Here is a 13,066-nt window from a genome sequence, read left to right on the forward strand (position 1 = left end):
CGGCGCAGAGGTAACTCCCTCTTAGTTAGTGGAGTTATTTCTGGCCCAACTTATTACTTTTATCTGTAAGTTTCTTAAAACTTTGACTTTTATCCTAAAAACAAGCAAAATATAAATAGTTGCAGAGAATAAGAGATAAGGGATGATGGAATGGAAACACCTCTTATACCACAATGGCTAGAGTACAAAAAAAAGCAGTCCATGGTGGAAAAAAATTTAGAAGAAATGCTAAAGAAAAATAGTCATCTTACAACAAGTGAATATTATGCATTATATCAATTAAAGCAAAATGGCTGTCATATGCGCCTGAATGATTTAGGGAGCTATTTGTGTTTAAGTCAAAGTGCCTTGTCTCGGTTGATCAATCGCCTAGAAGATAGAACCCCGAATGTGATTCAAAGAAAAATTTGCTCGGATGATAAACGTGGTGTATACATAGATTTGACAGATGATGGCGCTAAATTATTGGCCTCGATCGAGTATAAAGTAGAGGCTATTTTAAAAGAGCACTTTATTTAAAAGACTAAAGAGTTGCTTTTTAGTCTTTTATTCTTTATTATATAAATAGTTGCATGTGCATGCATGTTGAAGGGGAGGAAAACTGATGAATAACATAGATACAGGTTTAACGTTTAAAAGAGGACTGCACTTAAAAAATAGATTAGTTGTTGCACCCATGACGACAAAAATGTCATTTTTTGATGGTGTTGTAACAAATGATGAAATTGACTACTATGCCTTACGAACTGGTGAAGTAGGGGCTTTTATCACCGCTGCCGCAAATGTTCATGAAGGTGGTAAAGGCTGGGATGGTGAGTTAGGTGTTTATGACGATCGGTTTATTCCCGGCCTTGCTAAATTAGCTGCTGCCATTAAAAAAAATCACACAAGAGCGATTCTACAGATTTTTCACGCTGGTCGTATGACGGATTCTGAAGTGTTACATGGAGTTCAACCTGTCGCACCAAGTGCTATTGCGGCTGAACGTCCAGGTGCACAAACGCCAAGAGAGTTAACGGAAGCAGAGATAATCGAAATCTTAGAAAGCTTCAAACAAGCAACGGAACGTGCCATCAAAGCAGGTTTTGATGGTGTAGAAATTCATGGTGCTAATACCTATTTGATCCAACAATTCTTTTCTCCTCATTCTAATAGACGGACAGATGAATGGGGCGGATCGTTAGAGAAAAGAGTTAAATTTATCAATGACTTGGTTGATGGTGTTACAGCAGTTGTTGATCAATCAGGCGTCAAGAACTTTGTTGTAGGTTATCGTTTTTCACCAGAGGAATATGAAAATCCAGGGATTCGTTTAAGCGATACGTTATTTTTAGTAGATCAATTGTCTAATAAACCGTTAGATTATTTACATTTGTCAATGAGTAATTATAGAAATCATTCTGTTAGTGACGAGTTTAAAGGAAAACCGATTATCGAGTATATCAAAGAAACGATCAATGATCGACTTCCCCTGATTGGTGTAGGGGATATCAGAACAGGTGCTGATGCAAAAGAAGTATTGGCAACAGCTGATTTAGCGGCTGTTGGTCGTGCAATATTGATCGATCCACATTGGGCACAAAAAGTGCTAGATGAACAAGATCATTTAATAAGAACAGAACTTTCTCATTATGATCGAGATGAATTACGAATCAGTAATGGCGTTTGGGGATTTTTAGAAGGAATGATGCCTGAGCGTCTGAAATAAAAAGAGAATCAGCTAGTTGATTAAAGGAGTTGTATAGGAGGAAATCCCTTCTATACGGCTTTTTTTGTAAAAGAGCTAGAGAATCAAGCCTAGTTTGTGTTATTATTTTGAACTAAAGGAGGAGAGAAATTGAGTGTAGTAAAGTATAAAAGTCAAGAGACAGATTTTTATGAACAAACCCTTCAACTTAGAAATAAAGTTTTACGGCTACCTTTAGGTAAAAATATTTTTGTGGAAGATCTGACAATTGAAAAAGAGAATGATTTTTACGGCTGGGAGAAAGAACATCAGATTATTGCGACACTGAGTACTTATCTAAAAGAGGACAGAACGATTCAGCTAACAGCTTTTGCAGTTGAACCGATCTATCAAAATCAAGGCTACGGGAAAAAGTTGGTTGAATTTCTTCTAGAAGACCTGAGCAAAAAAGGATATGAAAGAGTAGATGTTTCAGCTCGTTCAAGTGCAAAGGGATTTTATGAAAAGTGTGGCTTTAAGGCGATTGGGGAGCCTGTAGTGAATGAAACTTTAGGCATAAAAGACTATTTAATGACAAGGACAATTAATGCCTCCTTTTAATAAATAGAAACAGTGAAAATATGTTGTTTATTATTGGAAACTTTAGTACAATTTCATTATAAAGAAAAATATTTTTTTGCGCTAAAAAATTATTAGGAGGTTGTGTGAAATGAGTGGAAAATATCTAAATTATGTAGGCGAAATTATTACAGATGTGGAATACCACGGTTTAGGAGAACCAGAAGGTTTTCTAGAAGTACACATGGATGTTGAGTTGCCGTTTCGTTTGTATTGTAGAACGGGAGAACAAGATTGGGAAGAAGTTGCAGAATCAGAACGGTTAGCACTGATCGATCAATTACGAGATAAGAAATCCAAATACTCTAAAAGCGATTATCGGTTTTATACATTGGACTTTTACCTAGCAAGCTTAGGTGGACTATAATTTGTAAAAAGGAATGAAAGCGTTTAATTTTCCTTCTCTGTAAAACAATACGATGATAGAAAGCTACTTGCAAAAACGACAAGTGGTTTTCTATTTTTATTTACTTTGAAACACAAGAATAGGTACAATAGAGTCAGAAGATTACATCAAAAAGTGGAGGTGCAGCATAATGGCAGTCAAAATAGAACGGGTAGCAACAACTCATCCAGATTTATTGTATTTAATCCAAGAATTAAATCATTTTTTTAATGAAGAATGGGGGACAGAGGTAGCGCAAGGATATCAAAATCATCACAATTTAGCTGAAATGGTATGTGCAGTTGTGGCTTATGATGATCAAGTTGCAGTTGGCTGCGGTTGTTGGAAACTGTTGGATGAACAGACACCAGAAATTAAACGAATGTATGTACAACAAACGAGCCGCGGTAACGGGGCAGCTAGTGAAATCATCCAAGCATTAGAGGCAGATATACTAGAAAAAGGCTATCAGCAAGCTGTTTTAGAAACGGGAAAAGATATGACAGGTGCTATTCGATTCTACGAACGACACGGCTATCACATCATTCCAAATTATGGTGAGTTTATTGGTGATGCGTTATGTATTTGTATGAAGAAAACAATAAAAACAGCTAAGTAAGAAGATGAGCAGAAAAAAAGTGACTAGGCTATCACTCTAGGAGCTATAACCCAGTCACTTAAAATTCGAATAGACGGTGGAAACAGAGGCAGCACTTTCTTATTTCTCAGGGCTTAACGCCTTTTTCACCCTCTTTTTAAAAAGGCTAATTATATTGAATAGTTAATCGTTAGTAAGGTTATATAGGCAATACACTCCTAATAATGAATACTAAACAAACTAAGATCATAGAGACTGTAAACCACTTATATTGAGTTAATAAAGCAATATATTCGCGAATAAGAGCAGTTGGAAGAAAATATAGAGCAGTTGGGGCACCCACGCCTTCTGCTTTTAAATGAGCTTTTCTAGCGTATAAGGCTCCTCGCAAAACATGATAATTATTTGTTGAGAAGAGAATCGTCGGAGCTTGGTCTTTATTTTTCCAGTCTTCAAAAATAATTTTTTTTGAAAAAGCCATATTTTCAAAGGTTGTTGTCGATTGATCCTCCATTAAAATATGAACATCTGGTATTTGCTGTGATAGCAAATATTTTTTCATGGCAAAGGCTTCCGAAACCGGTTCATCTGCTCCTTGGCCACCACTAACAACAATTTTGGCAGTTGGATTTTTATGATAATACTCGATTGCTTTATCCAATCTACTTTTAAGCAGTGGGGGAACTTCCTCACTTCTGATACCAGAACCTAAGGTGATGATGTAATCAACTTTCTTTTTGATTGGAATCATTTGATACATCCATGAATAAAATAAATAACAAGTGAACAGAAAAGAAAAGAGCAAATCACTTAATAATAGAAAAAGTAATATTGAAAAAAGCCAGAGCGGAATCTTACTAGAGCCCATAGACAATAAATAGAAAAAAGCTGGTACGGTAATAAGTAGATTGATCCCTAATAGCGCGGAAAGTTTTGCGGTAACGCTGCGACCTTCTTTGGTTTGCATCGTATGTGTGTTAAAAATAAAAAAGGTGCATACGATTAAAAATATCAAGGGAAATAACGTGTAGAAAATAACAGTGAGAAGTTCTGAACTGTTTGTAGAAATTTCACTTATTTTTATCAATCCTACTACAAATAAAGTCAAAATAAGAAACAAGCCGCCAAAGGCAAAGAACATGCCTCCAAAAAAGCTGCGACGTTCCTTTAGTAAAATAAGGCCCCCGATAATAATAAAAATACAAGATATAATAACTAATGGCATTAAACGTTACTCTCCTTCTTCAACTAAATAAGATGGAAAAAAGTCATTCATTTTTCCATCTTATTTAGAAATTTTGCGAGAGTAGTATCAATTTAAAAAGCTTCTGTTCTACCTCTCGTCGTATAGTTGATTCATTTCAACATTATTATAATGGATTAGAACCTTAGATGCATCTGATTTGACTTTTAAGACACCGAGACTAATTGGTGAACCAGTAAACTCATTGTATTGATTATCTGGGAGGATGAACACGCTATTGACATAGGCGGATGATTCACCTAATGTCACATACTCATGTACTTTAGAAGAAAATGCTTTGTCTGCTTCATCTTTAATTAAAGGAGCATTCTCTTTTGAAAATAAAGTTGCTTCATCTTTAGAAATTTGTTTTATTGCGTCAAATGTATACTCATTCTTTTTACTAGTTACTTTTTGAAAGCCATTAAGTGTTGTTATTTTTTTAGCATCAGTTGTATTTAAAACAAGGGTGTTCGAATTTTTTACCCATTTACCATTTACAACGATGGACTTCTCGATATCTCCTTTTTGTGAATTGATTGCATCAGTTACTCTTTTTTCATCTTTATCTAACACAATGATTCCGTAAACAGGTTTATGTTTAACATGATTATAGAGTAAAATTCCCCCTACAGATAGAATAATTAGACCTAAAAAAGAAATTAAGATTTTTTTTAACATAAAAAGCTCCTTTGAATATTATTTAACGTTAGTATATAAAAAAAACGAAATTTCTATCATCGATTAATGTGAATAAAAACGAACAATACTGAAAGACAAGCAGAATTTTTTGCAATTAAATAGTTTAAAGAATGTCTATAGCTTGCTTTTAAACACAATAAATCTATAATATTTATGAGGTGTTAACTTAAGAATAGGGGGAACGGGTGTGGGAAAAAATACATTTAGTATAACGATACCTGAAAAAATAGTAGAAGAATTTCATTTAGAAAACGAAGATGAAGTGACGGTAAGTATCAAGGATCAAAAAATAGTGATTGAACCAAAAAAGAAAGCACCAGGGAATCAAACCCTTTCATTAAGATGGTTTTTGATTCCGACAACGGTGATCAGCCTTTTATTTTTAGGGTACTTATTTTATACTGACAAAACCCAAATTGCGTTAGTAGGGGCATATTCAATTGCGAACTTTGTGCTGTCATTTGGGGTGTTAAGTGGCGTCTTTAGCTTCTTACTCTTTTTTATTAAAGGAAAAAGAGCTCAAGTCACAACGAAATCAAAGGATATTTACTGGCGAAATTTTCCTACGATTTTACTGTCATTTATTGTTATTTTAGTTTTTGCATTACTTGTTTTTTTCAAAGTGATTGGACTTGTTTTTATTGGTGCAACATTTGACCGTTATACAGCAACACTGCTATTTTTTGTTTTTGTTGGTTTAGTCAATTATTTTATGATTTATTCAGCGTTGTCGATTACACCAGCTAAACTGACAAATCTATTGATTTTCGTGATTATTGGTGGTGTTCTACTGGCGATGATCACAAATAAAGATTATCAATGGTGGCAATTTAACTTTAGCTTTTTAGGAACGATTGAAGCGAAAAGTAGTTGGCAATTTAATTTAACGCTGATGTTTTCTTCCTTACTGATGGTAGCGTTGATTGATGGATTATTTGTAGAGTTGCAAAAAGCGATCCCCCATAGTAAACGATTGACGATCTTAAGAGTTTTACTGACATTAACAGCGCTAGATCTTGGGGCTGTCGGATTATTTCCTTACACTGAAACGGGGCCTTTTCAAGGCGTTCACAATCAAGTAGCTGGTTATTTAGTGTATTTGATCGTTATTTTGATTGTAGGGATCAAATGGCTATTGCCGAATGTAACGAAAGAGTTTTTGTCGATTTCTTATATGATCGCAGCGACCTTAGTTGTGGTTGTTGTGCTATTTCAATGGACGAGTTATCTCTCATTGACAGCATTTGAGTTATTATCATTTATGTTGGCATTTAGCTGGATCGTTTTATTACTCCAAAATCTACAGAAAATGGCACAAAATATCAATAATACCTTTGAAGTGAAGGTGAAACTAGCTTCAGAAAAACAAGAAGAGCAAGAGTGAATAAATAGGTTAAAGTTAAGCTGGAAAGTTCAACTTTAACCTATTTATGTTGATCAAGGTAACGAGACATCAGTTCCATGTGGTGCATTACAGCCGCTTTTCTCATCACGCCCATACCAGGAAATTTTTCTTTCGAAACTGATTCAAGTAATAATTCAATCCCAAATGTTACATGCTCACCATACAATCTGTTCCCCCAATCACTCACCTCAGCCATGAGTTCAAAGAACTGATCTTTTTGACTCGGAGCATCTTCGCTTGAAAGAAAATGATGGATTCGCAATTGATCATGTTCAAAATAGACAAGATGGAGGCTTAAGATTTTTGAAGGATAACTATGTTCATAATAAATGCGACTATCAATAGAAAAATCACTAAAGCCAATAAAACCGCTTTTTTGAAAGGTTAAATGAGTATCAGAAAAAAATTCATCCGGACATTCTTGATAAAAACTTGTTTTAGGCAGTCTAGTAAAAACATCTTGTGAAAGAATTTTAGCGCCTTTGACTTTTTGCAGCAAACGAAATTCTTGTGGTAGTAGGACCTTTATTTGATTAGATTGCCAATCGCTTTGAAGGGCTGGCGTTGCATTATTGATCACAAATAATTGGGATTCTGTACTTAAGGTTTCGATAGGCTGTTCTACGATCATCGCTTTATCTAAGGACAAAGAATGTAGATAGAGCAGTCCGTCTTCAGTCAGGAAATCACCTGCTTGAGGATTTTGAATAAGATAAAAAGGGTGATTTTCTTTTTGAAACAAGCGAATAAATTTTTTTAACGCATTAGAATTTTTCACTGGTTCAATGATCGGCAAGATCTTATTAGATAAACGATGTTGTTCTACCAAGGTTGTCAAAGCCAATAAATCAAATTGTTTCCCTCGAAAATAAGGATAATACATTATTTTCCCTCCAAAAGACGCTGTTCTAGCTCAAAATAAGCCTCACGAGTTGCATCCAATTCATTTTTTAACGCTTCGACTGCTTGATCACAAATATCATCAACGAAGCGATCATAGAAATTGATACCTCCGCCAAATAAGTCATAATCTGGTTGTCTTTTTTTTAGCTCTTTATAGAGTTGATCTGTTGAAAATACTCGTAAACCGCGAGCGGTTTGTTTGGCTTTGCCGACTTCACGAGCCTGGGCTGTAATCAAGCGGAAAAGTAGTTCTTGTTCATTGACCAAAAGTTCTTGCCGTTGTGGCTTTTTTTCGATCGTAAAATAGCCAGGTAGCATTTGATCTTTGGTTGAAAGGTATTGATGATAAACCATCACACCGACGTGCTTAGGGATATCTTCTTTAATTTTGGCAAAAAGAGCTTCTGGTAAGACAAAATAGTTATAGTTACCAATAAATGAAAGTTTGGCCTTTGAGCGGAAATCGGCTGTGCTAACTTTTAACTCATAACAACGCCATTCAAATTGTTTTTCTGCAGTCAAGCGGCAACTTAGCGTATCAACAATTCCTTGGTCGTCTGGCATAGTCACTTCTTCTACTACGATATCGCCATTTTCCCGACAATAATAATAAAGAACCTCTTCCATTTGGGTGGTTAATGATGTTTTCATTGTTAACTCCTTTATTCTTTTCTTATACTATAAAACGTATGTTCGTAAAAATAAAGTGTTTTTTCTTTTCTACTCGTTAAAAAGCAGAAATTTAAATCAGTAATAGGGAAAGTTTATCCCGATTTTAATTCTGAATTTTATAGAAAATATTTTTTAATTATTTATTATTATAGTTTCTTGAAAATAAAATCTAGTATTTTTAGTAAAAGAATCGGCTGTTTATAGATAATTCAGTTATTTTTTAAGGATAACGGTATATATGTTTTTATTTTTTGTTAAAATGTAAAAAAATAATCATAATAAAGTTTAGAAAAGTATATTATATAAATATACAAAAATAGTAAGAAAAAGGAGTTTGTTCATGAAGAAAAGAAAGTTACATATATTTATGCTTGCAGTATTACTTACACAAAGCTTTGGTTCGACCGTAAGTGCTTTTGCAACAACGACTACTAACATAGATCAAAATTCCCCGACTGAACAATCAGCTGACACATCTGTAGAAGAAACCTCCGAAACTAACTTATCAAGTGAATTTGTAGAACCGCTAATTGAAAATCTTGATAAAGCCACTGAAGAAGCCACTAAAACAAATGAAAGTGACAGAGAGCAGGAGGCTAGCTCGCCTGCTTCAACTGAACAGTCAACAACAGAGAGCACAGCGATTCCAAAAACAAAAGAAACGACGCTTGGTGCAGCGATTGAGGATGAAATCTTAGCCAATATGACCATTACCAATATGGAAGGTGTGGAGTATAGTCAAAGTACCTTAAACCGAGTGTTGAATACAACTCCTGTAACGGCAAAATTGAATTTTGTGATCAAAGATAAGGACTATGCGCCTGGTTCAGTTTATACGATGACCTTACCTGATAACTTAGGTTATTCCAATGTTGGTGGAGAAGTAGCGAACGTTGGCGCAACTTGGGCAGTCGATGCCAAAAGCCAAACACTGACGATTACCTTTAATCAACGTGTTACGGATACTCAATTTAATTTAGAGTTGAAAAGCTATGTATTCACTGAGACAAAACCCTTAGTGACGATCCAAACAGCTGGTCAAACGACAAATAAATATAATTTTGACTTGTATGAAGAAGTCGCGCCAATCAAATATGAAGAAACAACGAATAATTTCGGAATCAAAGGGAACATCTATTACAATCTAGATAGAGCTTTATCTGGCAGTCAAAATTTAGAGTTAGCGACATCAGATATACCTGGAGCAAAATTTTATAACACTTCTAAAGAACAAATTGGTGTTTTCTCATACGATGTTGATATCAACGGAAATGTACTGCCAGAGTCAAAGCAGACCTTATCGAAAGATGTAGACTACACAATCAATGAGGACGTCGCTAATCGAAGCTCAATCACCATTACAAATATGGACCAACAAAAAGCCTATGCTTTATCTGTGGATCGCACGATGGCTTTAGAAAATGTCTCAAATTATTCGTATAGTTTTTACAATCAATATCCTACGACTAAATTAGGATCTGTCAGTATAAACCGCTCAACTGCGCCATATGGTGGTCTAGAGTTTACGGCCAAAACGAGTAAAGATCAAAAATCATTAAAAGAACTAAGCCTAGGATCGTTACAAGGAGCTAATTTTCAAGAAAAAGGAAATTATTATCTTTATATTTACAATATTCCTACACAAACTAAAGTAGGGGAACAAATTGTTTTAGAAAGTAAAAATGGCCAAACAATCAATGATTATACATTTTCAGCGTATACGGCTGATTACCAAACAGCTCAAATCACGGATTATTTTGACATCAAGAAAGAAAATAATAAATTAACATTAACTGCAACGAAAGATAGCGTTTTGAAAATCAGTGTAAATAAGCTAATGATTCCATTTGATCAAAAAGATATTGATATTGCGCTGAGTACGCCTGTCGTCAATAGCGGTAAGGAGATAATGTTTGTATCTGACCAATACTTGCAGCCAATTTCGATCATTAATCCGAATAATGCGGAAACGGCCTGGGGAAATTATGACAGTAATGGTGCTTATTCTGGCGATACAACGATCGCAATTGCTGGTAGCAGCAAAACACCTGTAAAGAATGCGACAATCAAAATCGAACATCCAAATTACTTACAATTAAGAGCGCCTAAAGGGGTATACGATTATTACAAGCTGGATAAAGACTACACGATAACAGCAGTTGAAGGCGGTAGCTTGATAAAATTTTCAACACCAGTCACTCATTCATTCAATCTGGATCTAGGGTTTAATTATGTGCCTGATAGTCTAGAAAAAAGTAAAAGTATTCCAATCGATACGCTTCCAGTCGTGTTAAGTGCCGATGACTATGAAACAGTTAATACAACCGTTAGAACTGGTAGAAAAATGTATTCAGAGCGAACGTTACAGGCAAGCAAAAATCAATTTTTAGTCAATGCAAGAAATGATTCGTTTGACTCCTTAAGTATCTCAACGAAGATTCCTGCTGGAGCAGATGTAGTGTTTGATATTTATGATGTTTCAAATGATCAAGTGGATTCTATTTATCCACAATATTGGGATCGTGGGTACTACTTTGATAAACCATTAGATCCTACCAGCGCAGCGTATCCAAAAATCACCTTTGACGAAGCTGCAAACAGTTATCAATTTGATTTCGGTAAAACATCGAAACGCTATATTATTGAATATAAATATGCCAATGGCTGGATCGATACCAAAACGATCAATGTGACTGGAAGCGCGGCAGAACCATTATATGGAAATCAAGAAATGACAGCCTCAGTTTCAGTAAACAATGAAGGCGCAGAAATTCTATCTGCTACTCAGACAAGCCATGAATCATTAAAAAATGTAACAAAAAATGAAGTGAAAACAAAAAATATTAATAATGGAACACGTAAAGTTAAAAATCCAACCTTTGATATCACAACCAAAGGGACGACCAATGCTGGCATCGATTTAAATTCAATCACGATAGCAGATGTTCCACAAGATTCCTATACTATCAAGCAAACAGCAACCGGTGCTCAAATTATTTTTGCAGATTATACGTTAACACAAGATATTACCATTACTTACAATACAGTATCTAAAAATGCTGGACAAATTTATACGGAAACCATTATCAAAGCGGATAATCTAGATCAAATGACTGAAACTCGTAGAACAGCCACAACAACGCCACTTGTTTTGAGATTTTCTGATGGAGATGCAGAAGGAGTCGTATATTTGGCTCAAGCACAATTTCACACGTATAATGAGAGTAATCAAGCGATAAACATTCCTCATGTTTCATTTGAATTAATTGATAATGTGACGCAAAATCGCAGTGAGTTTACTACAGATGAAAACGGCAAATATAATTTTGATGCGATCATGTCTGGAGAATATACCTTAAAAGTAGTGGGTATTCCAGAAGGCTATACGATGGCACAGGAATATATCGATGGGAAAAAGATCAAAATAGGCAAAGATACGAATCAGATCGAAGTTCCACTTAAAGAAAAGAAAGCAGATCAAACAAGTGTCAGCGTAAAAAATTCAACTATTTATGTTGGGACAAATTGGAACGCAGAAGATAACTTTATCGGAGCTAAAGATCAAGACGGAAATGCCGTTGCATTTGACCAAATTACGGTAAGTGGAACAGTCGATACCACAAAAATTGGTGATTATGAAGTAACCTATCATAATCAGGACAAAGAAGCCCAAGCCATCATTTCTGTTAGTGCAAAAGACGAAACGCTAGCTGTCAAAGATTCTACCATCTATGTGGGAGATACATGGCAAGCGATAGATAATTTTGTATCTGCGACAGATGAAAAGGGTCAAGACGTTCCGTTTGAAAAGCTAACTGTTTCTGGAACAGTCGATACGAAGACGGCAGGTACTTATGAAGTAACATACAGTTTCAATGAATTAAAGGAAACCGCTAAAATCACTGTACTAGCCAATCAAACAGCTGTTCAAGGAAAAGATTCAACAATCTCTGTTGGAACAAACTGGACCCCAGCCGATAACTTCGTTGAAGCAACAGATAAAACAGGAAAACCTGTTGCATTTGACCAAATTACGGTCACTGGAAGTGTTGATACAGCTAAAATTGGTGATTATAACGTCACATATAAAAACCAAGGAAAGGAAGATACTATCGTCGTCCATGTTGTTGCGGAACAAGCAACACTTGCTGTGAAAGATTCAACCATATATGTGGGAGATACCTGGCAGCCAGCTGACAATTTTATAGCCGCAACAGATGAAACAGGCAAAACAATTTCAATTCAAAATATCATTGTCACAGGAAATGTAGATACAACAAAAGCAGGTATTTATGAAGTTGTTTATGGATCAGGAACCTTAAAAGAAAGGGCAAAAATCACAGTAAAAGCTGACCAATCATCACTAGTTGTAAAAGATTCAACGATATATGTAGGTGACGATTGGAAGAGCGCCGATAACTTTGTATCAGCCACAGATCGAGACGGAAAAGCTATTTCTTTTGAAGATGTAGAAGTCAATGGAACAGTTGAAACCAAAGAAAAAGGAGAACAGCAAGTCGTTTACGCAGTTCAAACCAATCAAGAAGTAAAACAAAGTAAGACTAAACAAGCGAACCAAACTGAAAAGAAATTAACAGCTACAGCAACGATCACAGTACTTGAAAAAAATGCACCAAAAACCAATCAAACAACGAAGAATCAAACACATATTTCTAAGCCAGATAAACAAGGGAATTACCCTAAAACAGGTGAGAAAATCAACCATTATCTAAGTTTGATCGGCCTCTTATCTGTATCGCTCACACTCATTGGTGTGATGCGAGTAAGGAAACGAAGAACAGATTAATTGAACGCTAAGGTAAATTAAGGCTTGAACAGAAGCAGTACATTAT

11 protein-coding genes are annotated in these 13,066 nt (G+C 35.3%); 7 read left to right on the plus strand and 4 right to left on the minus strand.

The features are described 5' to 3' along the window. The first annotated feature begins 150 nt into the window (after positions 1–150). The 5 genes from ATZ35_RS07340 to ATZ35_RS07360 all read left to right on the plus strand — a co-directional run bounded on the left by ATZ35_RS07340 (position 151) and on the right by ATZ35_RS07360 (position 3,309). Positions 151–519 (plus strand): MarR family transcriptional regulator, encoded by a 369-nt coding sequence (locus ATZ35_RS07340; protein ID WP_208930174.1) that lies wholly within the window; start codon positions 151–153, stop codon positions 517–519. Positions 520–604: 85 nt separating this feature from the next. Then, positions 605–1,708 carry an NADH-dependent flavin oxidoreductase gene (locus ATZ35_RS07345; protein WP_208930175.1) on the plus strand — a complete coding sequence of 368 codons (1,104 nt, stop codon included), beginning with the start codon at positions 605–607 and terminating at the stop codon, positions 1,706–1,708. Positions 1,709–1,837: 129 nt separating this feature from the next. Continuing rightward, the gene (locus tag ATZ35_RS07350) at positions 1,838–2,287 is read left to right on the plus strand and encodes a GNAT family N-acetyltransferase (protein ID WP_208930176.1); all 450 of its coding nucleotides are present in this window, start codon (positions 1,838–1,840) and stop codon (positions 2,285–2,287) included. Between the two features lie 109 nt (positions 2,288–2,396). Further along, the gene (locus tag ATZ35_RS07355) at positions 2,397–2,672 is read left to right on the plus strand and encodes a hypothetical protein (RefSeq protein ID WP_208930177.1); all 276 of its coding nucleotides are present in this window, start codon (positions 2,397–2,399) and stop codon (positions 2,670–2,672) included. A 169-nt stretch (positions 2,673–2,841) separates the two neighbouring features. Beyond that, positions 2,842–3,309: a GNAT family N-acetyltransferase gene (locus tag ATZ35_RS07360; protein WP_208930178.1), complete on the plus strand. Its 468-nt coding sequence runs from the start codon at positions 2,842–2,844 to the stop codon at positions 3,307–3,309. Positions 3,310–3,487: 178 nt separating this feature from the next. Here the strand turns inward: ATZ35_RS07360 and ATZ35_RS07365 are convergent, their stop codons facing one another. Both ATZ35_RS07365 and ATZ35_RS07370 read right to left on the minus strand, forming a co-directional pair. Beyond that, positions 3,488–4,513 carry a YdcF family protein gene (locus tag ATZ35_RS07365; protein WP_208930179.1) on the minus strand — a complete coding sequence of 342 codons (1,026 nt, stop codon included), beginning with the start codon at positions 4,511–4,513 and terminating at the stop codon, positions 3,488–3,490. Positions 4,514–4,621: 108 nt separating this feature from the next. Beyond that, positions 4,622–5,212, minus strand: a complete 591-nt coding sequence (locus ATZ35_RS07370) for a lipoprotein BA_5634 family protein (RefSeq protein WP_208930180.1) — start codon at positions 5,210–5,212, stop codon at positions 4,622–4,624. Between the two features lie 208 nt (positions 5,213–5,420). Between ATZ35_RS07370 and ATZ35_RS07375 the strand changes: the two genes are divergently transcribed. Then, positions 5,421–6,617 carry a DUF998 domain-containing protein gene (locus ATZ35_RS07375; RefSeq protein WP_208930181.1) on the plus strand — a complete coding sequence of 399 codons (1,197 nt, stop codon included), beginning with the start codon at positions 5,421–5,423 and terminating at the stop codon, positions 6,615–6,617. Between the two features lie 40 nt (positions 6,618–6,657). On the opposite strand, the gene ATZ35_RS07380 is transcribed toward ATZ35_RS07375, so the two are convergent. Both ATZ35_RS07380 and ATZ35_RS07385 read right to left on the minus strand, forming a co-directional pair. Further along, positions 6,658–7,521 carry a sce7725 family protein gene (locus ATZ35_RS07380; RefSeq protein ID WP_208930182.1) on the minus strand — a complete coding sequence of 288 codons (864 nt, stop codon included), beginning with the start codon at positions 7,519–7,521 and terminating at the stop codon, positions 6,658–6,660. After that, entirely contained in the window at positions 7,521–8,192 is a 672-nt protein-coding gene (locus tag ATZ35_RS07385) for a hypothetical protein (protein ID WP_208930183.1), read from the minus strand. Before ATZ35_RS07385 ends, ATZ35_RS07380 begins: the two co-directional genes overlap by 1 nt. Before the next feature lie 361 nt (positions 8,193–8,553). On the opposite strand from ATZ35_RS07385, the gene ATZ35_RS07390 reads away from it, so the two are divergent. Continuing rightward, complete coding sequence (locus tag ATZ35_RS07390) at positions 8,554–13,020, plus strand: bacterial Ig-like domain-containing protein (RefSeq protein WP_208930184.1); 4,467 nt, start codon at positions 8,554–8,556, stop codon at positions 13,018–13,020. Positions 13,021–13,066 lie beyond the last annotated feature (46 nt).

This window comes from Enterococcus rotai, from assembly GCF_001465345.1.
GTDB lineage: Bacteria > Bacillota > Bacilli > Lactobacillales > Enterococcaceae > Enterococcus_L > Enterococcus_L rotai.